At 47.8% G+C, this 20,212-nt stretch carries 17 protein-coding genes; 12 read left to right on the top strand and 5 right to left on the bottom strand.

Annotation, left to right across the window (positions count from 1 at the left end):
* Window positions 1-44: 44 nt before the first annotated feature.
* Together AAIE03_RS08670 and ydgT are read right to left on the bottom strand one after the other, a co-directional pair.
* Entirely contained in the window at window positions 45-488 is a 444-nt protein-coding gene (locus AAIE03_RS08670) for a DUF2569 domain-containing protein (RefSeq protein WP_013025664.1), read from the bottom strand.
* A 106-nt stretch (window positions 489-594) separates the two neighbouring features.
* Window positions 595-810, bottom strand: a complete 216-nt coding sequence (gene ydgT / locus AAIE03_RS08665) for a transcription modulator YdgT (protein ID WP_014605919.1) — start codon at window positions 808-810, stop codon at window positions 595-597.
* Between the two features lie 666 nt (window positions 811-1,476).
* Between ydgT and ytfQ the strand changes: the two genes are divergently transcribed.
* The 5 genes from ytfQ (at window position 1,477) to AAIE03_RS08640 (ending at window position 8,111) form a co-directional block, all read left to right on the top strand.
* Entirely contained in the window at window positions 1,477-2,433 is a 957-nt protein-coding gene (gene ytfQ, locus AAIE03_RS08660) for a galactofuranose ABC transporter, galactofuranose-binding protein YtfQ (RefSeq protein ID WP_013025666.1), read from the top strand.
* Between the two features lie 54 nt (window positions 2,434-2,487).
* Entirely contained in the window at window positions 2,488-4,008 is a 1,521-nt protein-coding gene (locus AAIE03_RS08655; protein ID WP_019105279.1) for a sugar ABC transporter ATP-binding protein, read from the top strand.
* Window positions 4,001-5,017, top strand: coding sequence for a galactofuranose ABC transporter, ATP-binding protein YtfT (gene ytfT / locus AAIE03_RS08650; protein WP_014593626.1), 1,017 nt, complete (start codon window positions 4,001-4,003; stop codon window positions 5,015-5,017). The genes AAIE03_RS08655 and ytfT overlap by 8 nt, the downstream gene beginning before the upstream one ends.
* Window positions 5,014-6,000 carry a galactofuranose ABC transporter, permease protein YjfF gene (gene yjfF / locus AAIE03_RS08645; RefSeq protein WP_014605917.1) on the top strand — a complete coding sequence of 329 codons (987 nt, stop codon included), beginning with the start codon at window positions 5,014-5,016 and terminating at the stop codon, window positions 5,998-6,000. The genes ytfT and yjfF overlap by 4 nt, the downstream gene beginning before the upstream one ends.
* Before the next feature lie 530 nt (window positions 6,001-6,530).
* Window positions 6,531-8,111 carry a sensor domain-containing diguanylate cyclase gene (locus AAIE03_RS08640; protein WP_104933351.1) on the top strand — a complete coding sequence of 527 codons (1,581 nt, stop codon included), beginning with the start codon at window positions 6,531-6,533 and terminating at the stop codon, window positions 8,109-8,111.
* Between the two features lie 84 nt (window positions 8,112-8,195).
* Here the strand turns inward: AAIE03_RS08640 and AAIE03_RS08635 are convergent, their stop codons facing one another.
* Both AAIE03_RS08635 and AAIE03_RS08630 read right to left on the bottom strand, forming a co-directional pair.
* Window positions 8,196-8,654: a YqeJ family protein gene (locus AAIE03_RS08635; RefSeq protein WP_019105277.1), complete on the bottom strand. Its 459-nt coding sequence runs from the start codon at window positions 8,652-8,654 to the stop codon at window positions 8,196-8,198.
* Complete coding sequence (locus AAIE03_RS08630) at window positions 8,647-9,552, bottom strand: winged helix-turn-helix domain-containing protein (protein WP_370513125.1); 906 nt, start codon at window positions 9,550-9,552, stop codon at window positions 8,647-8,649. The genes AAIE03_RS08635 and AAIE03_RS08630 overlap by 8 nt, the downstream gene beginning before the upstream one ends.
* 1,766 nt (window positions 9,553-11,318) lie before the next feature.
* Here AAIE03_RS08630 and AAIE03_RS08625 point away from each other — a divergent pair.
* The 7 genes from AAIE03_RS08625 to AAIE03_RS08595 all read left to right on the top strand — a co-directional run bounded on the left by AAIE03_RS08625 (window position 11,319) and on the right by AAIE03_RS08595 (window position 19,193).
* Complete coding sequence (locus tag AAIE03_RS08625; RefSeq protein WP_233266602.1) at window positions 11,319-12,005, top strand: DUF1120 domain-containing protein; 687 nt, start codon at window positions 11,319-11,321, stop codon at window positions 12,003-12,005.
* Between the two features lie 55 nt (window positions 12,006-12,060).
* Window positions 12,061-14,421 (top strand): fimbria/pilus outer membrane usher protein, encoded by a 2,361-nt coding sequence (locus tag AAIE03_RS08620; RefSeq protein WP_455935275.1) that lies wholly within the window; start codon window positions 12,061-12,063, stop codon window positions 14,419-14,421.
* Window positions 14,393-15,097, top strand: coding sequence for a fimbria/pilus periplasmic chaperone (locus AAIE03_RS08615; protein WP_013025675.1), 705 nt, complete (start codon window positions 14,393-14,395; stop codon window positions 15,095-15,097). The genes AAIE03_RS08620 and AAIE03_RS08615 overlap by 29 nt, the downstream gene beginning before the upstream one ends.
* 51 nt (window positions 15,098-15,148) lie before the next feature.
* Window positions 15,149-15,397, top strand: coding sequence for a helix-turn-helix transcriptional regulator (locus tag AAIE03_RS08610; RefSeq protein WP_105078606.1), 249 nt, complete (start codon window positions 15,149-15,151; stop codon window positions 15,395-15,397).
* Between the two features lie 682 nt (window positions 15,398-16,079).
* Window positions 16,080-16,355 (top strand): helix-turn-helix transcriptional regulator, encoded by a 276-nt coding sequence (locus tag AAIE03_RS08605; protein WP_029568750.1) that lies wholly within the window; start codon window positions 16,080-16,082, stop codon window positions 16,353-16,355.
* A gap of 24 nt (window positions 16,356-16,379) precedes the next feature.
* On the top strand, window positions 16,380-17,249 hold the full coding sequence (locus AAIE03_RS08600; protein WP_475483674.1) for an N-acetylmuramoyl-L-alanine amidase: 870 nt from the start codon (window positions 16,380-16,382) through the stop codon (window positions 17,247-17,249).
* Between the two features lie 513 nt (window positions 17,250-17,762).
* A complete protein-coding gene (locus tag AAIE03_RS08595; RefSeq protein WP_028715097.1) occupies window positions 17,763-19,193 on the top strand; it encodes a purine-cytosine permease family protein in 1,431 nt (476 codons plus the stop codon).
* Window positions 19,194-19,282: 89 nt separating this feature from the next.
* On the opposite strand, the gene AAIE03_RS08590 is transcribed toward AAIE03_RS08595, so the two are convergent.
* A complete protein-coding gene (locus AAIE03_RS08590) occupies window positions 19,283-20,185 on the bottom strand; it encodes an AraC family transcriptional regulator (protein WP_421930406.1) in 903 nt (300 codons plus the stop codon).
* Between the last annotated feature and the right edge of the window lie 27 nt (window positions 20,186-20,212).

Below are 20,212 nucleotides of genomic sequence, written 5' to 3'. Positions count from 1 at the left end.
GGACAACCGCACTCAGGATTAAACTGTTGGCGATAATTTTGGCCTCACCGCTGAGTAAACGTCGCTTTTACCCGTGCTGAACGCTTGAAATAAGGCACAAAAATTGCCGCTGCCGCCAGAGACAGCAGTAACGTCTGAATCGCCCGGGCGTCAGAAACCGGCGTAAAGGCAAACGTTTTCAGGGCCAGCAGCACGGTAATCAGCAACCAGACAATATAATGGCGGGGCAGCCGGGAAGAGCGCTTAAAGAAAATCCACACAACCCACATGCTGTAAGCCCACAGCGCGGTGGCGGTGAAAAGCGAAATGGCCCAGTAGGTGGTGACGAGCGAACTGTGATTAAACAGGGTGGCGCGCCATTGTGTATCAAACAGCGGTGTCAGATACATGGCCATCACCAGCGCCGTGGTGAGCAGCGTCATCAGCAACCATGCCAGCGGCACTAAAAGCCAGCCACCAATTCGGGGTGCGGCATCCTGTGTGTTCATTGCGGTTAATCCTGTCTCAATGTCAGAAGCGGCTCAGAATAGCATGTTAAGACAGAAGGGAAACATTATGGCTAAGCGCTTTCAGACAATATTCTGAACCTCAGAATTATACCACGTAGCGCCATACCGATTTAGGTACGCAGCCCAGATCAAACAGACGACCACCGGATACCAGCTCTGCGCGACGATGATCTGCAGCCCGGTACATATTGATGATATCGGTGTTGTCAGAAAGGGAATAATTCAGATGGTCGTAGAGTTTTTCCAGACTGTCGAGGTTATTCACTTTGCGGAATTTTAAAAGATAATCGTGCGCAGTCATTTTTATCGTAACGGATGGATGGGAAAGAATGCCAAGTATAGGGAGACACCCGGCCGTGTCCAGTTCTGCCACTTAAAAAAAGCGAAAATCAGACAATCACGAGAGATTGATCGCTAAACAACCCTTTTCATCATTTTCGTGCACAGTAAACGTCGCCGCCGTTATCAGGTCAGGTGCTGTACAGGGCGCATGTTGTTTGGGTTGATCAGACCAGGTAACTTTTTATTTGTTTATATGTACGAATCGACTGCCATTAATTCCCGTTTCCCGCGTCAGATGAAGAGAACGTCAGTAAACCCTCAACAAAGGCTTATAGCGGAATCGTTTCATTCGATATACAGGGCCCTGTAGGGATGTGCTGGAAATCACAAAATGCACTTTTTGTCGCCGAATAATTGCCGTAACTCATTCTGTACGCCTCCCTGTAATCGTTTTCAACTGGCCTACACTTAAACGATTCTGTTTATTACATTTATTTATCATAAGTTGAAAAAACACACAGGCGTTTTGTCCATAACCCCTGATGAAACTCGTCCTCATGAAACGCGTAACTCCTTTAAATCGCTCGATTTTGTGAAGCGTGTCGCCCTAATTTACTTTTTTTTACGTCAGTCTTAATGGGCACTTTACCCTATACAGCAAACGCCCTTCAGAGGAATAAAAACTATGTGGAAACGTTTACTCCTGACCACGCTGGTCAGCGCCGCATTAAGTGGCTCAGTGTTAGCGGCGGAAATGACAGTGGGATTCTCACAGGTAGGTTCGGAATCCGGCTGGCGCTCGGCTGAAACCAATGTGGCAAAAAGCGAAGCCAAAAAACGCGGCATCAATCTGAAGATTGCCGATGGACAACAAAAACAAGAGAACCAAATCAAGGCCGTGCGTTCATTTATTGCGCAGGGCGTTGATGCCATCTTTATCGCACCAGTGGTTCAGACGGGCTGGGAGCCGGTATTAGAAGAAGCTAAAGACGCGAAAATCCCGGTTTACCTGCTGGATCGCGCCATTGTGGTGAAAGACAACTCGCTGTACCAGGCTGTCGTAACGGCAGATAACGTGCTGGAAGGTAAGCTTATCGGTGACTGGCTGGTGAAAACGGTAGGCGACAAGAAGTGTAACGTCGTTGAACTTCAAGGCACGGTAGGCGCCAGCGTCGCCATCGACCGCAAAAAAGGCTTTGCCGAAGCGATTAGCGGTCATCCTAATATCAAAATCATCCGTTCTCAGTCTGGCGACTTCACCCGCAGTAAAGGTAAAGAAGTCATGGAAAGCTTTATCAAAGCAGAGAATAACGGCAAAAACATTTGCATGGTTTACGCCCATAACGATGACATGGCCATCGGTGCCATTCAGGCCATCAAAGAGGCCGGCCTGAAACCGGGTAAAGACATCCTGACCGGTTCGATTGACGGTGTACCTGATATCTATAAAGCCATGCTGGCAGGCGAAGCCAACGCAAACGTGGAATTAACGCCAAACATGGCAGGCCCAGCGTTTGACGCGCTGGAAAAATTCAAAAAAGACGGCACGCTGCCGCCAAAAATTATCAGAACGCAATCAAAACTCTTTTTACCTGCTGACGCGCAGGCCGAGTTAGATAAGAAAAAGAACATGGGTTACTAAGCCGCAGGCCGCCCTTCGGGGCGGTTTTCCATGATGTAGGGCGGAGTTGACAGCATGACCACACACAACGAACAACCTCTTTTAGCCATCAGCGGCGTCAGTAAAGGCTTCCCCGGCGTCAAAGCGCTGGACGATGTGTCTTTCAGCCTGCGTAAAGGCGAGATCATGGCGCTGTTAGGTGAAAACGGCGCCGGAAAATCCACACTCATAAAAGTCCTGACCGGCGTTTACACCCGGGACAGCGGCACCGTAACGTTAAACGGCCAGGCGATTTCGCCGCACAGCACCGCCGAAGCCCAGGATATCGGTATCGGTACGGTTTATCAGGAAGTTAACCTGCTGCCCAACATGTCGGTGGCAGATAACCTGTATATCGGGCGTGAACCGCGTCGTTTTGGCATGATCGATCGTAAGCGCATGGTTCGCGATGCCGATGCCCTGATGCGTAATTACGGTTTTGCCCTTGATGTCACCCGGCCCCTTGGCCACTATTCGGTCGCCATGCAGCAGATTATTGCCATCTGCCGGGCTGTCGATCTTTCTGCGCAGGTCCTGATTCTGGATGAACCTACTGCCAGCCTGGATGCCAGCGAAGTTGAAATGCTGTTTACCCTCATGACGCAGCTGAAAAATCGCGGCATGAGCCTGATTTTCGTCACGCATTTTCTGGATCAGGTTTATCGCATCACCGACCGCATCACCGTACTGCGCAATGGTAAATTCATCGCCACGCATGACACGGCAACGCTGCCGCAGATTGAACTGGTGAAACTGATGATTGGCCGTGAGCTGATGGCGACCGCGCTGCAGCGTCAGGGCAGCACGCTACGCAGTAATCAGCCTGTCGTGTCTTTTGAAGATTACGGCAAGAAAGGCACCATCGAGCCTTTCAGCCTGCAGGTCAGGCCCGGCGAAGTGGTGGGGCTGGCCGGACTGCTGGGGTCCGGACGCACTGAAACGGCCGAAGTGTTATTTGGTATTCGTCGCGCCGATCGCGGTACGGCAAAGATCAAAGGCAAAGTTGAACACATTCGCACGCCTGCTCAGGCCTCACGCCTGGGCATGGGGTTCTGTCCGGAAGACCGCAAAACCGACGGTATCATTGGTGCGGCCTCGGTGCGTGAAAACATTATTCTGGCCCTGCAGGCGCAGCGCGGCTGGTTACGGCCGATTAAAAAACGGGAACAGCAGGCGATTGCCGAACGTTTTATTAAAAGTCTGGGTATTCGCACGCCGCATGCAGAGCAGCCCGTTGAACTGTTATCGGGCGGCAATCAGCAAAAGGTTCTGCTGTCACGCTGGCTGGTGACCAAACCGCAGTTCCTGATCCTGGATGAACCGACGCGCGGCATTGATGTGGGCGCTCATGCGGAAATTATCCGCCTCATCGAGTCGCTGTGTGCTGATGGTCTGGCGCTGCTGGTTATCTCTTCAGAGCTGGAAGAGCTGGTCGGCTATGCCGATCGTGTATTGATCATGCGTGATCTGAAACAGGTGGCTGAAATTCCACTGGAGCAGCTTTCAGTGGCGGCAATCGTTAACGCTATTGCTGACGGAGGTACGCAGCATGCTTGAATCCCCGGTCACCGCGACCAAACCTCAACGTCGCAAGTTCAGGCTGCCGCCCGGCATGCCGCAGATTATTGCCCTGTTGCTGGTGCTGTTAGTTGACAGCCTGGTCGCGAATAACTTTTTTGCGATTCATCTTCAGGACGGACGGCTGTTTGGCAGTCCGATCGACATTATCAACCGCGCCGCGCCCGTTGCTTTACTGGCCATCGGCATGACGCTGGTCATCGCCACCGGCGGGATCGACCTGTCGGTCGGCGCCGTGATGGCGATTGCCGGCGCCACCGCCGCTACGCTGACCGTCGCCGGGCACGGTGTACCCTTTATCATTATGGTGACGCTGGCCAGCGGTCTGGCCTGCGGCATATGGAACGGCATTCTGGTGGCCTTGCTCCGTATCCAGCCGTTTGTTGCCACGCTGATTTTAATGGTCGCCGGACGCGGTATTGCTCAGCTTATTACTCAGGGGCAAATCGTAACCTTTAATAATGACAGCCTTGGCTGGTTTGGGAATGGGGCGCTGTGGTTGTTACCGGTGCCGGTCTGGATCACGGTGGCGGTTGCGTTGCTGGTCTGGCTACTGGCGCGTAAAACCGCCCTGGGGCTGTTTATCGAAGCCGTGGGCATTAACCTGCGCGCCGCGCGCAATGCAGGCGTGAATGGCTGGCTGGTGGTGATGTCCACCTATGCCATCAGCGGCCTTTGCGCGGCGGTAGCCGGCCTGATTGTGGCGGCGGATATTCGTGGCGCAGATGCTAACAATGCCGGATTGTGGCTGGAACTGGATGCGATTCTCGCCGTGGTCATCGGCGGAGCGTCCCTGATGGGCGGCCGATTTAACATCGTGCTGTCATTGATAGGTGCGCTGATTATTCAGTCGATGAACACAGGTATTCTACTCTCTGGCTTTCCGCCAGAGTTGAATCAGGTGGTGAAGGCGATAGTGGTCATGTGCGTTCTGCTTCTGCAATCCCCGCGCTTTATTGCGATGTTTAAACGGAGACGTCCATCATGATTAAACGTCATCTGCCTCTAATGATCACCCTACTGGTGTTCGTCATGGGCTATCTGTTTTGCCTGAGCCAGTTTCCCGGCTTTGCTTCCACGCGGGTGATCTGTAACATTTTGACGGATAACGCCTTCCTCGGCATTATCGCTGTCGGTATGACCTTTGTGATTTTATCGGGCGGCATCGATCTTTCGGTGGGGGCCGTCATTGCGTTTTCGGGTGTATTTTTGGCAAAGGTTATCGGTGACTATCACCTCAACCCCGTCCTGGCGTTTGCCCTCATCCTGAGTATGGGAGCGATGTTTGGTGCCATGATGGGCTGGCTGATTGATGCGCTGAAAATTCCCGCATTTATTATCACCCTGGCGGGCATGTTTTTTCTGCGCGGCTGCAGTTACCTGGTCTCTGAGAATTCTATTCCGATCGATCATCCTCTTTACGCCACGCTGTCCAGCATGGCATGGAAGGTTCCGGGGGGCGGGCGGCTCAGTTTGCTGGCGTTGATCATGCTGGTGGTGGTGGCGGGCGGGATCATTCTGGCGCACCGCACTCGCTTTGGTAATCAGGTTTATGCGATTGGCGGCAGCCTGACCTCCGCGCAACTCATGGGCGTTTCAACCCGCGCCACCACCATTAAGATCTACATGCTGTCGACTACCCTGGCGACGCTGGCCGGCATTGTGTTTTCCATCTATACCTCGGCGGGCTATGCCCTGGCTGGGTTGGGCGTGGAACTGGATGCGATTGCCTCTGTAGTGATTGGCGGAACCTTACTCTCGGGTGGCGTAGGCACGGTGCTGGGCACCTTGTTCGGCGTGTTAATTCAGGGGCTTATTCAAACCTGGATCAACTTTGACGGCACGCTCAGTTCCTGGTGGACCAAGATTGCTATTGGCATTCTGCTGTTTGCGTTTATCGCGTTACAGCGCCTGCTAACGGTAATGTGGGATCGTCAACGGAATGCGCCGGTGAAACGGCTGATTCAATAAGCTAAGGGCGGCGCTGATGCGCCGCTTTTTTTTTTGAGTAGCAGGTGGCGCAACCCATAATCGGTAATGGTAGCTGAGAGAGCGTGAGTGAATAAGCATTGCCTGAACAGGGATTATTCATCGTGCGGGTGCATGCGTTGTATCACATCATGCCAGCCTGCATGCTTTGTCAATCACGGATAAAGTATGTCCATTCCCTCTGCGTTATGTCGGTTTATTATTGCTAGCAGGTCATAACGCATTTTCAATGAATGCCTGTCCTGTACGTATTTGGCCTGTTTCAGAAGACGTTAACGACGGCCCGCCTCTTTTTTCACGGCAGAATAAGGTTAATGATGGAGAAGAGGGTGCCAGCGGTATAACTGCGTCACCGGATTGCCAGTCTGGCAAGCGCTGGATTTACGCCTTTATCAGCGCGATGTCGCTGATTAGCGAGAGTAAGAGGGTGACGTTTAGCCGTGAAACGCTTTGTTTTTTCCAGGCAGTGCTAATATCTTTGAAATAATGATGGCAAATAACAGAGACCTGCTGTGGGAATGAATAAAACCTATAAACCCTCGTTAAAAGGGCTTCTGTGCCTGCATTCTGTTTGTTGCATAGTGATTACTGCACTCATGCTGATATTGGTGGTGGGCGTTGTTCTTAAGGTTCTGACTGAAAAAAGAATCATTGAATCTAACACCGCCTATGCCCGTAAGCTTGCTGATATGACCGACAGCACATTCGGAACGGCACAAAAAGAGCTTGCATACAGTGCCACTCAGATTAAACGTTTTGATGACAAACAGGCATTACAGCAAGAAGCTGACAGATTAAGACTGCAATCGGATATGTTCAGTTCAGTCGTGATGCTAACCCCAGACGGTTACGTTGCGGTATCCTCTCCACCAGGTTTACTGCCTGTTGGTACGTCTTTAAATGTTGCCCCTGAGCAGTTGATGGCGGTTAAAAAGGGAGCGTTCGTATCAGAACCCCTTACGCCTTACACAGGTAACTATCTCATTTTCTTGTCGAACCCGGTCTATTCCTCTTCGGGGGCGTATCTGGGTTATATTGCAGGATCTATCTACCTGAAAAGAAAAAGTATTTTAAGCCGCCTCATGAGTCATCATTTTTACACTGATAAAACAACGATCAGCATTGTTTCAGATACTGGAGAAGTCATTTATTCACCTGATGAGACGCTGACAGGAAAAAACAATCCTTTGCCTGGCAGCCTGACCACACACCTGAATCAGGCCAGCAGCGGTGGATTAAAGACAACGTTAGAACAGCGTGACTGCCTGTTAGGCTATTCAGACGTTATCAAAACCAACTGGCACGTATTCGTATGCGTTTCGCCTGACGTGGTCACCACGACACTCACGCTTATCGCTAAAGATGTGTTGGTTTATGGACTGGTGATAGCATTGCTATTGGTCGGTGTGAGCATCTTTGTTTCCACGCAGATTTCCAAACCGCTCGAAAGACTCGCTGGCCTGACCCGGTCTACTACAACGAAGGATTTGCCTCCCAAAATAAAGGATATAAAAACGTGGTATAAAGAATCTGACAGGCTGAAAAAATCTTTTTTGGCTTATTCGAACACAATTAATAAAACGTTGGCCATATTACGAGATGATGCAATAACCGATCATCTGACCAAACTGTATAACCGACGTGGATTTGAGCAACTTACCGCGCCTTACCTCTCTGCTAAAAACGAACATAGTCTTGCCTCTTTCGATATCGATTACTTTAAGCGCATTAATGATCACTATGGGCATGATATCGGTGATAAAACGTTAGTGGCCGTCGCGATGTTTTTAAAAAAAGGCTGCCGCACTAACGATATTGTTTGTCGGTTTGGTGGCGAAGAATTTGTTGTTTTCTTTCCGAATACACAAATCTCAGAGGCTGAATCTATTGCAAATCGTATCCGTGAACATATCGCATGTGCGCAATTTAGCGAAATAGGAAAAATGACAATATCAGCTGGCGTGGAGAGTTTAGCTCACCATAACAACGATATTGAGGAAACATTGCTTTCCGTTGACCAATGGTTGTACCAGGCAAAGCATGAGGGGCGAAACAGAGTTGTTTCTGCCAGAAGTAAACTGATTTCGTCGTAAAAAATGCACTGCACGACGTCAAGATTATCAACATTGAGATCTCAGCGTCGTGCAGTGGACAAGGGTGAAAAATCGTTAAAAAAGCTAACTACTTCTTTCACAGACGAAAAGTGGCGTAGTCTCAGAGTAAAAAAGCCAGGCTTTATCACCGTAAGGCCTGATTTTCAGCAGCAGAGGCTTCCCTTTTTCAATAAAGAAATCAGGTAACCATTTTCTTTGATCCTGAACGCTCATGGTCATTTGTGGCGAGTTGATGACCAAATCTGAGTTAAGGTGATAATAATAGCCCTGTTCTCGATAGGAGAAAGATATGGTTTTACTTAAATAACCATCGGCTTTATTTTTTTCATGAAGCGTACCAGAGAGAGCCAGTATACCTTTGCCATTCTGGATGTTTTGAGAAATGAATAAATTTAGCGTGCTATCTTGCCACTGATAAGAAATATCCGCTTTACATGATATACGGTGTTCCCGGTTTCCACTAAATGGATACAATAAAAGAGCGATAAAGCATAGCCCTGTCAGAACCAGAATTTTATTCATCGTTGAAATTCTTAACATAATAATGAGAGAGACAGTTTGCTCGAATTGTAGCGTGCAAGGGGTGCTGGCATTGAAAGTAAGAGAGTCTGTCAGCATTTTTAAAAGATGTCATATAGATATATTGACTGTCTTTACAATTGATATCCAAATCATCTACGCGTTTTTTTAACTCAGCGCTATTGAGCCAGGCGTCTGAGTTATTAAAAATCACGCAGCCTTTATAGTCCATGCTGTGAGCGAAAACGGGCTCTGCCGATTGCGGTTCGACTTTGATAAAAATAAAAATACAGCAAAAAGAAACGAAAGTGATGGCGGTAAAAAACACATTTTTAAAAGAGAGTCGTGCTAACAACATTTCTGTTTTGGGTAACCATGGCGAGTGATCACGTTGACGAGTTGAGGGTAAAACCGTCTTATGATCTTTATCATCTTCGACATCTGCGTGCTGTAACACGGCTGGAGATGCTCCCTCGTGGGATTCTGTGTTTTCTTCTGACGAAAGAGGTTCATAATTTTTCTCACTCAAGACAGCTGCTGAAGAGGCTGTAACGGTATTTTCTTTCATCACCACGGTTTGTGGTGACAGGATAAAACCACGCCGGGGCATCGTTCGAATGATGTCTTCCTGCAGTCCGGCTTTACTCAGTGCGCGCCTGAGGCTGGATATATTCTGATAGAGGGACGTAGAGGTCGGCTCCATGCCAAAACGACGCCATGCATAGTCAAAAAACTGTTGATGAGTGACTAACTCACCGACATTTTCAATGAGCAACTCGAAGCATAGTGATGCTGAAGCACTAATGATCGCCGGATTGCCTCTGCCAGTAATTCTTTTTTTCTCGGGTTCAAAAACCAGAAAGTGATTAAGTGTAATCTTTCGGCTCAAAGTGCTCTCCATCTGTACCAAAAGAAATGGACATGAATACCCATCTATTGAAAGGAATTAATAGATAAAAATTTGTTATCTGAATCGACATCAGCATAGTGCTGAATAATTTCCAAATCAAATTAAATAAAAGAGTTTTATTTGCATGCCTTTGGCTTTTTTAATTTAAGTGGAATATAAAATACATGATTTAAGTTGTAAGTAATTGATTTTATTGTTTATAATTTTAAATTTAATTTAATAAAAAATAGTAATGTTTTTAGAGGGAACCTGAAGCAGGTTTAGGCTTCTTATGTAGCCCGCTGTCGCACGCGAAAAACAGCAGATAACGATGTTAAAACGCGCAATTAACTTCTCAAAAATTTCTCTAATAGTAATTATATACATTCTCATTTGCCCTGTCAGTCAGGCGTTCTGGTCAGCGGCAGGTGTCAGATTCATTTGAACTCTCATTGGTTTACGCGCTTGCTGCCGTTCACGGCATCATTCAAAACAGACGTTGTTGTCAGCATACGCACTCATATGAAAAACGCACATACATACGTCTTTTAATAAGCCGTCAGCGCTATCCACATCAGAGGTAGGCGTAGCTGCATGCGCGCAATCCTCAGGTCGCGCAGACAGACATCATGCGACCACGGGGTTGGGCGAGGATAAAATCTGCAAGAAAATAATGCGCAGGGTTGTTAAACCAACCAGATTAAGCCCAGATTGCAGACTGAGCGGAACGAATACACCCTCCATTTTCAAAGAACCTCTACCTCAATGATACTCATCGTCACTGCAGCCTGAGATCACGCATCAGCCGTTGTTTAAGTAAATCACGCGAGAATTCCAGGTGGGCATCACAGAATCTTAGGTTGCTTCGTTTAACGTTAAGGTATTGCATTTCAATGGGGCGTTGATGATGTTTTTAACTGCCCTCACTTACCTGTGTCATTCTGTATTTATCCATACCTGCGACATTATGGCTTAGCAACGCATCGTAGATATCATGTAATAAATATCCCGCTGTAACAAACACCACTCTCATCGACCTGACAGAATGTCTGTCGTTTCCTGATCTCCTGACGTTAAGTATCGAAAGTGCGCAACCCAAGCCTCTGGCCCAATGTTCTAAGAGCGTCACGGTTTGCACCGCACTTTCTTTTTCAAACATATTGCTGATTTAACGGGGAGGTAGGATAAAACGGTAAGCTTTTCTGGTACGACTATCTGACTAAAAGATATGGCTGTGAGTCAATGTAAACCAGGAATGAACTAAAGGAATGAAAATGGTCAGGAATGATACATCTTAAGTAATGCATTCAGGTCGAGTGACTAACGACAACGTCAGGCTGAACGTTTGTCTATTTTAAACGTGATTAGTAGGGCAATGAAACAGCGTCAATCAGATGTGACGGCATGGCGTTGTGTGTACTGACGCTTCGACACAGAAAAAAGTATGAAAAGGGACTGGAAAGGGCAGGCTAATCCGGCAGGTGTCCATTGCAATCTTTAAAAGACGGGTTTTCACTCAGTGATAAGTAAATATTGGGAGTTGATGTGTATGTTCTTTTCTGAATTTATTTATAAATCAATCAAAAAAATATTGCTTTAAATGTGGCATAGAGTATATGTCTATCTTATTGATCTTTAAAAATAAAAAACAAAAGATTATTTTATAAAAAAAGAGATTAATTCATATGGCGATTTCAATATTTAACGTTATATTTCTCACCGCATTAAGCCTGAGCGGCTTCTGTCGATTTTTTTATACAGAGATAAGGAAGAATAACGTGTCTTTTAATAAAACAGTATTAGCGTTAAGTTTCACCACCAGTGCATTATTTTGTCATACAGCCATGGCAGGAACGGATATTAATGTTCATGGCATCATTGCGCCGAACGCCTGTACAGCAAATGTTGTAGGCGGTGAGGCTCTTGACTGGGGGATTACTCAGCACGAAGATCTTAATCAAACTGAGCTCAATACATTTGCAGCGAAACAAGTGACATTACAGGTAAGTTGTCCCTCAGAGCAGAAAGTGGCATTCTGGGCGACCGATCCCAATGCAAGTAGTGCTCTGTTGGGTGTGAATACCAATAACAGAAAAGGGCATGCAGATAGTACGCGTATTTTTGGTTTAGGGATGGATCCGGTAACGGGAAATAAATTGGGGAATTTTACCATCAGCCCTGTTTCATCAACGGTAGACGGCGTGACCAATACGACCTCTTTCGGTTACCAGAATGGTGGTGCGCATAACAGTACTGCGTTTAGTCGTGTGTTAAATGCCGATTGGAGTTATAAGATATCGGAAGACTGGACACCTTGGAATGAAACGACCAGTGCACCAGCCTCAGGAAAAGTTATTTCATGGGTATTTGACGTCGAACCGCAATTAAACGCCGGAAATATGATAACCAATGCGCAACGGGTTGACTGGCAGGGTACTGCACAGATTAACGTACGTTATTTCTAATTTATTTTTTTGAGAGCGACAGCAGGCATCTCACTATGAGGTGCCTGATTTTGACATGCAAAAAATATATTATATTGTTACTGTTATTTTCTTTTTAAATTTTATAGCACCAGTGCGGAGTGAAACGCTACATTTTGATTCTAATTTGATGGCTGCGAATGGTATCACTTCTGCGCAGCTTGATAATGCACTTAATCAGCATGTTATGCCAGAGCGAGAAACGGAATCTGATATTTACATCAATGGAAAATATATTTTATCAGGAAGGGTTTTTTCGGTTAAAAATGCAGCGGTTTATTCGCAAGACATAAAATCAAAAGCAGGAATAAAAGCGTTAGCATGGACGCCCTACAAAGCGAGAAACGGCAGTAAATATTTTTATCTGGATAAACAGATTCAGGCTAAATTTGATCGCGCTAATAATACCTTACGGTTATTAGTCCCTGTAAAATATCTGATTAATCCAGAGGGGAAGCAAAGGTTGAGTGGCGGGAACGGGGCATTTATAAATTACAATACCTATGCCTATCGCTTTTCAGGAGGAGAAACCTCCCTCAACAGTATCAATACAGATTATGAAGCCGGAATTAATATGAACAATACGATTATTCGCTCACATGGTTACTACAGTTCCTTTAGCAACCGTAACGCACGTACGGCGGTTAACACGATACGTGATGGCTATATTGAGCGAGACTATCAAAATGTTCGCGTCCGCGCAGGACGAACAATCGTTAGCGATGGTGGGTTTGGCACTGGCTATATTGATGGTGCCATCATCTCCTCCGCCAACGGCAACGCGACGGCATTTGTGAACTTTAATTATGAAGCTGCAGAAACGCTGACTGTCGAGTTCTGGCAAAATAACTTACTTCTCTGGAAACAAATCATTCAGAAAGGCCATGCGGAACTGCGTAATATTCCGGTAGCCGGCTTTACTGATGACGTCAGGGTATTAATTAAGCGAGACGGGCAGATCGTTGACTCGCGCATCATCTCACGCGCGCAAATCACCTCTGACCAGGATGGTAACGCGGGCTATTATGCTTTTACGGGACGTACCGTTAGCGGCAGCAGAAGCACGGTAAGCGGCGCCGGTTTCTCCAGAACGCTAAATTCAATCTTTGCCCCATCGGTCGCTATGGTCACTGCGTCAGGCTATCGCGGGCTTACGGTCAGCAATACGGCTTTCGAAAAAGATTTTCGCTTTCGCTCCAGCCTGACAAGCGTACAAAATGAGAAAAACCAGAAGGGCCTGAGTTTGGATGTTTCAGGCAGCTATAAAAATACCAGCCTTAATTTTAGTCGTAATAGCCGGCATTTTAGCTACATTGGTCAGGCACAACTCGGAAACGACAATGCACAGCGGAGCAGCATTGGTTTGACGCAGACGCAGCAGTTTTCCTATGGCGTGACAGGAAGTATCTCGTTAACACATTATCGTTTCTATGATGCGCCCGGTTTCAATTCATTGTCAGGCAGTCTGAACTTACCTGTGGGAAAAGCTTCGTTGGGCGTAGGTGTCTCCTACATGTCATTAAGCCCCGGACAAACGCAAAAAGATAAGATCAGCCTCAATCTTTTCTTGAGCCTTCCACTAAGTTTCAACAAACACAGCGCTAACTGGCGAAGTCAGTATTACACGTACGGTAACAGAGCGCGCCTGTCGAATTCGCTCAGTGCGCCGGTATCTAAAAACTATACCGTGACTGCCAGCCAGATGCGTACGTCGGGCGCGGGTCGTTCAGAAAGCTACTCGCTGGATAATGCCGTCATTACACCTTACACCACTGCGGATGTCTCGCTCTCCCAGGGACGAGATGCCGGAGGCGTATCGCAGACCACCGCGGCATATTTATCCGGTGCTGTTGCCATTAGTAAAGAAGGCGTTATTTTCTCACCAAACCGTATTGGCAATACCTGGGCGGTGGTCGACACAGGCGTCCATCATTATCTTGATGTCGCCTCATTACAAAGTAGTGCGGTCACCAATCATGATGGAAAAGCCATAATTACGCCTGTCGCTGAAGGACGAAATGATTTTATTCGCGTTAGCCCGGAAGGTCTGCCATCAGGTGTAATCATTAAAAACAACGTCAGAGATTTTTCAGCTGTTCGCGGATCGGTGCCGTTCTTTAAATTTGGCATAGCGGATAACCGTTCAATGCTGTTGAAATGGAGCCACAAACCTTCTGACATTCATCAGAGTGATCTTTTTTATGACGGTTCTGGAAAATTAATTGCCCGTTTCATCGACAAAGATATTCTTTTAATCGATGAAAAAGATATCGGAAAGCTGGAATCAGAAGGTATGTCGTCACCTACGCATTTAAATATGCAATGTAAACTTTCATCTCGTCGTCTGAATCAACAGGAGAGTATTAAAAATGTTATTTTCAACTGCCATGCTTCGTAACGTTTCTATGAGTGTTTTCATATTTACAGGTCTTATTCATGATGCCAGTGCCGAAATTCTACCTTCATCATCAGCGGTGTTGATCGAGTCAGGTAAGCAGGAGTCGACTATTGATATTAAGAATAATGGCGATAAAAGTGTGCTGCTTTACAGCAAAATCCGGCGTCTACCAGACGATAATCTTGCCGGTGGCACACTGTATACTGAACCTCAGGCTATTGTAATAGGTCCAGGCGACATCCAGAGCATTCGGGTAATTTACCGTACCAATACGCCGGATGTAAAAGAGCATATCGCGCGCGTCGTATTTACAGGATTACCACCTAAGGATGAGGTCAGCGATGGAAAGGTGAAAATTCTCATTGGGCAAGATCTGCCGGTCGTAGTTAACGTCAGAAAAGATATCGAGCAAAAAGATATGTGGCAGCGCGTACAATATCAGTTAGTCCGCGGCGATCTCTGTATAAGTAATCCCAGCGCTAAAGTGTTCCGTTTCTCACCTTTGGTTAATACAGATGAAGGCGGATCGAAAATCACTTTTACGAAGCCTTATGTTCTTCCGCAGGAGACGTTGTGCGCTACACCTTCTCATCCACTTTCAAAGGGTATGCATCTGAGCATCACCAGCGTCAGTGATTATAATTATCAGTTAAAAACAAACAAAGTCACCCTGTAGTTTATTGCAGGCGCGCCTTTGAGGTTTACTGATTCGCTATGGAGATAACATGTGCTTAGGGTTATCGGGAAACATGGAGAAAATGTTTTTTTAACGGACAAAGAAATTGCCGTAATAGGGTTTTACATGACCGGAATGAAATTACAGCAGATTGCGTGCCGGACAGGCATGGATGTGCTGAAAATTCGTTACCACAAACGCAGGGTGATGCGTAAATTAGGTGTGAAAAACAATAAGGAACTTATTCTCTGGTTCATCGCCAACCGTCCCTCTTTTAGTCTTGAGGAGAGGGATGGTTAGTGCAAAACGAGGATTCATCCAATTAATAACCAATGGGTGTACGTGGTTTGAATATTTTGGCGAACGCTCTCGGCACTGTGCCGGCGATATGCCTTCCTCTCCGCAATGTAAGTGGGCAGGTGCAGGGAAGGTTTATGGCGTTGGAGGCGGTGCTGGCAAAACGTTGCGAGGAAAAGGGGGCTTTTGGCCGCTGTAGGAGTAAAGATATTGCCGGAGGATTCTGCGCCTTTCTGTAACTGGCGGGGATGAGTTACAGACAGGCGCAGAATACCCTTTCTGGTTGTGTAACGTCCTAAAATTGTTATCTCAATGTTCTGAGCTGAACGCTTTATTGAATATGAAAATAGCGAGAGGCGAATAAAAAAAGTACATCCGATATTCTGAGAATGGAAATCTGTTCTGTGTGGCTTCGTGCTTAGGGTTTCTATCAATTAAATGCGGCGTTTTTAGAAATTATGATGCCGGGTTGAGGGGGGCATGTTAATCCGGCACGTACAATCCGGAATTATCTTAGCTAGTCGTTCACTGAATGCCACCAGGTTAGGGAAGGTGGCATTTTTATATGGCGTTGGGATGATGAATGACAGGTTGGAATTTGAAGTTGATTGTTAATTAAATGTTTTTTTTGGTTATTTGTGGAGAGATAAAAAATTATTGCTCCAGTGGAGGGGTTGTGACTTTTATGGATAATGCAAAACGTTGTCTGACATTTACTGAAAATGAAGTAGCGGTTACCTGGTTTTTTATGACCGGGATGACAGTAAGGCAAATAGCCGAATGGATGAATCTGCCGGAGAAAGCAGTCAGTTATTATAAACGGAGAGTGATGAAAAAAATCGGCGTGAAGAATGATAATGAATTCATTATGTGGTTTTTGGAAAACAGGCTTTCTTATCAGAGGAGCGAGATTGAATTTTCTATCCTCCGTCAGAATAAAAGAGCGATCAGGATAAAGTAAATGTTGCAAAAAGATTTAATTGATATGGGAATTAAAAAGAATGCAAGATGCATCCTTACCAGCCTGTTTTTACTGTTATCACTTACAGGTTGTAGCCATAGCATTTCGTCAAAAGCAAACAGGCAAGACTATACGCTGAGCCATGATTATTCTTCACTCGCCCAAAACGAACGTATTCGTTTCCTGGTTTTTCATTACACGGCCGCTGATAACGCGACATCGTTAAAACTTCTTACAGGTAATAATGTCAGCGCCCATTACATTATTCCCGAGTCGCCTGACAATACAGCAGATAAACCCCTCATCTATCAACTGGTCCATGAAGATAAGCGCGCCTGGCACGCCGGTGTCAGTAACTGGAATGGGCGTGTCAATCTCAATGATTCTTCTGTCGGTATTGAGATTGTTAATCGTGGTTTTTCAGAAAATATGTTGGGACATAAAACCTGGTATCCCTACGATGAAAAACAAATCAAGGCGCTTGTCGCGTTGTCCAGGCGCATTATCCAGCGTTATAATATTACCCCTGATAACGTAGTCGGTCATAGTGATATCGCCCCCCTGCGAAAACAAGACCCCGGTAAGCTGTTTCCCTGGAAACAACTGGCTGCTCAGGGGATCGGGGCCTGGCCGGAAGCAGAGAAAATAAAAAAATATCTCAACGGTCGTCTGCCAACCGCACCTGTGAATGTTCATGAAATGCAGGTGCTACTTAAAACCTATGGATATGATGCTATTCCACAAACGGGTGTGCTGGACGAGGAGACTATAAAAACCATTCAGGCGTTTCAAATGCACTTCAGACCGGCGCTTGATAACGGCATACCTGATGCGGAAACAGAGGCAATTGCTCAGGCGCTTAACGAACAGTATCGCCCAAAGGCCATCGATTGAAGGGATCATCAACTCAAGGTCAGGCAGCGACTTTGAGCATCGGGCTGTTACCGACGCCAGTCACGCAGAGGCAGTATGCTGGGTGGGCGTCTAACGGGCAAACGTTATGTTTAGGCTGACTCCTTATAAGGGCTCCTGTCAGTTTGTGAACGGAGCCAGACGGCGATTCATATCGCAATTTTCCCGTGTTGGCTGTTGTGGATTTAACACCTGGTAAGGCATGTGGCGCGTTTCTCCTGTACTCGGCTTTGCCTTCAATACGTCAATCTGACGGGTTGAGGGCAGGAGCCAGCGCGATTGTTCGTTTTCACGCCCGACATGCTAGCAAGCGATGCGTGGTCACCTGTCAGGCTTGCCTGCACCATCACATTTTCCAATGACGCCTCATCTTGTAACTTCTCAACTCGCGTGACAGTATCGTTACATGTATATACATGTACTACCGTTTACGCATCCATCCGTTCAACAATAGGTCTCAACACACCGCGTATGCTGTGTTCCAGTGAGGAAACTATGCCAGCTGAATCACCTGCAGCAGATTATTCAGGCGCAGAGAAACCGCGCCTGTCAGAAACCCGTTCGATTGATTATATCCCGCCGCGCGAACGTCACGGGCAGCCTTTCAGCCAGTTTACCCTCTGGTTTGGCGGTAATCTGCAAATCACCGCCATTGTCACGGGCGCGCTGGCTGTGGTTCTGGGCGGCGATGTGGTGTGGTCGCTGGTTGGGCTGCTGGTCGGCCAAATCATCGGGGCGGGCATCATGTCGTTACATGCCATTCAGGGCCCGCGCCTGGGGTTACCGCAGATGATCACCAGCCGCATGCAGTTTGGTGTATTCGGTGCGGTCATTCCCCTGGTGCTGGTCTGTATAATGTACGTCGGCTTTTCTGCCAGTGGTACGGTGCTGGCGGGACAGGCGCTGGCGAAGCTTATTCACGTCAGCAACGCGACCGGAATGGTGGTGTTTAGCGCCCTTATTGTGGTGATTGCGGTGCTGGGCTATCGTGTGATTCATCAACTGGGGAAACTGGCGAGCGTGATCGGCGTCCTGGCCTTTGCCTATTTATTCATCACGCTGCTCTCCACTCACGATTTATCGGCGGTATGGCAGAATCGCCATTTTACGCTGGCTAACTTTCTGCTGGCGATCTCGCTGTCTTCCTCCTGGCAAATTGCGTTTTGCCCCTATGTCTCTGACTATTCGCGCTATCTTCCCGCCGATGTTTCCGCAAGGACGCTGTTCTGCTCGGTGTTCTTTGGCAGCATGACCGGCACCCAGGCATCAATGACCCTGGGCGTGATCGTTGCCGCGATCGCCGGTAAGGCCTTTTCAGGCAATGAGGTTGGCTATATTGTGAGTCTGGGCAGCAGCGCCACCATGGCGATGGTGATCTATTTCGCCATCTGCTTTGGCAAAATTACGTTCACCACGTTAAATGCCTATGGCAGTTTTATGTCTCTGACGACCATTGTGTCGGGTTTTCGCCAGCAAACCTCGCTCAGTCGGGCGGGGCGCGTTATGTTTGTCACCTCAATGGTGACGCTGGCCTGCGTTATTGCCCTGCTGAGTGAACCGGCTTTCCTGAAATCCTTTACGCACTTCCTGCTGTTTCTGCTGGCTTTCTTTGTGCCCTGGAGCGCGATAAGCCTGACTGATTTTTATCTCATCACCCATGGCAAAGTAGATATCCCGGCGCTGTCGCAGCCAGACGGGCGCTATGGGCGCTGGAACGGGGCCGGTATTTCGGTCTACTTTCTGGGCGTGCTGGTGCAACTGCCGTTTATCGATAACCCGCTTTATCATGGTTCGCTGACCTGGATCTTTGCCGGCAACGACATCTCGTGGATCATCGGCTGGATTGTGACGGCGCTGCTGTGGCTGCTTGCCTGCCGGTGGGATCGGCGGGGCAAACTTGAAGCGTCTGTCTGCCCGGCCAAATAACCGCGAGACGATCGCCAACCGCGGCGATCGTCTCGCATCATGTCCAACATTCCCGTCTGTTGCCGTCTGCCAGGGCAGGCTTGAACCTGTTACCCTGCGGGGAATTTTCCAGGTGTGCAGCCGATGACGCGCTTAAAGGCTTTTCTGAATGCACTTTCTGACTCGTATCCCAGCGAGGTGGCAATATGCAGTACAGAGTCATCAGTCTGTTGTAAGCGGTCGCAGGCCAACAGCATTCGCCACTGGGTGAGATAGGCAGCAGGAGCCATACCCACGGTTTGGCTAAAGTGTTGTGCGAACGCCGAACGTGACATTCCCACTTGCGTGGCGAGCGTTTCCACTGTCCAGCCCTGTCCGGGGGCATCGTGCATACAGGCTATCGCCGCGCTCAGCTTTTTATCGCGGAGAGCAAAGAGCCAGCCAGTGCGGGGAGTTGTGCTGTCATCGGCGTGCAATCGCAGGGCCTGTATGACCAGCATAAAAGCCAGTTGCTGCACGATAAGCTCGCTGCCCGGCTGAGGGTCGCGCACTTCCTGAGCCATCCGTTCAAGTGCCCAATACATCGCCTTTTTATCTGCGTCTCTGTGAACATGCACCACGGGTGATAAGGAATGCAAAAGCAGGCGTGCAGCGCGGCCAGCCAGTAAAAAATGCCCGCCTACCAGAAAACAACCTGACGTTTCGTGCGTTTTGGTTGCGATATCGGAAATCATTTCAGTCCGGACGGTCTGAAAATCGACCGGTTTTTGCGTTAAGTCTGTTGCCAGTCTGAAAGGGGGGCCGGGAGGTAAAAGATAACACTCTCCAGCGGTGAGCCTGACGGGCTCTGCCAGTCCCTCAACGGACAGCCAGCAGGATCCAAACACGACGGCATAGCATTTGACCCCGTCATGAGCGGGCCACTGGACTGCCTGTGCAGGATCAAGAACAACACCGCCTGAAACGTAACTTTCAGTTTTGAGTAGCGATAACAACTGTGATAGCGGGTCCATAGTCTGCTCCGGACGATCGGACATAAA

The organism is Pantoea sp. Ae19-2 (assembly GCF_059801205.1).
This window is presented reverse-complemented; position numbering and strand designations above follow the sequence as displayed.

Bases quoted from the DNA above. Each gene is read 5' to 3' on its own strand.
- AAIE03_RS08670 (WP_013025664.1), bottom strand. From the start codon at position 488: ATGAACACACAGGATGCCGCACCCCGAATTGGTGGCTGGCTTTTAGTG.
- AAIE03_RS08600 (WP_475483674.1), top strand. From the start codon at position 16,380: ATGGGAATTAAAAAGAATGCAAGATGCATCCTTACCAGCCTGTTTTTA.
- AAIE03_RS08655 (WP_019105279.1), top strand. From the start codon at position 2,488: ATGACCACACACAACGAACAACCTCTTTTAGCCATCAGCGGCGTCAGT.
- AAIE03_RS08615 (WP_013025675.1), top strand. From the start codon at position 14,393: ATGTTATTTTCAACTGCCATGCTTCGTAACGTTTCTATGAGTGTTTTC.
- AAIE03_RS08620 (WP_455935275.1), top strand. From the start codon at position 12,061: ATGCAAAAAATATATTATATTGTTACTGTTATTTTCTTTTTAAATTTT.
- AAIE03_RS08630 (WP_370513125.1), bottom strand. From the start codon at position 9,552: ATGGAGAGCACTTTGAGCCGAAAGATTACACTTAATCACTTTCTGGTT.
- AAIE03_RS08590 (WP_421930406.1), bottom strand. From the start codon at position 20,185: ATGGACCCGCTATCACAGTTGTTATCGCTACTCAAAACTGAAAGTTAC.
- yjfF (WP_014605917.1), top strand. From the start codon at position 5,014: ATGATTAAACGTCATCTGCCTCTAATGATCACCCTACTGGTGTTCGTC.
- ydgT (WP_014605919.1), bottom strand. From the start codon at position 810: ATGACTGCGCACGATTATCTTTTAAAATTCCGCAAAGTGAATAACCTC.
- AAIE03_RS08605 (WP_029568750.1), top strand. From the start codon at position 16,080: ATGGATAATGCAAAACGTTGTCTGACATTTACTGAAAATGAAGTAGCG.
- AAIE03_RS08595 (WP_028715097.1), top strand. From the start codon at position 17,763: ATGCCAGCTGAATCACCTGCAGCAGATTATTCAGGCGCAGAGAAACCG.
- ytfQ (WP_013025666.1), top strand. From the start codon at position 1,477: ATGTGGAAACGTTTACTCCTGACCACGCTGGTCAGCGCCGCATTAAGT.
- AAIE03_RS08635 (WP_019105277.1), bottom strand. From the start codon at position 8,654: ATGAATAAAATTCTGGTTCTGACAGGGCTATGCTTTATCGCTCTTTTA.
- ytfT (WP_014593626.1), top strand. From the start codon at position 4,001: ATGCTTGAATCCCCGGTCACCGCGACCAAACCTCAACGTCGCAAGTTC.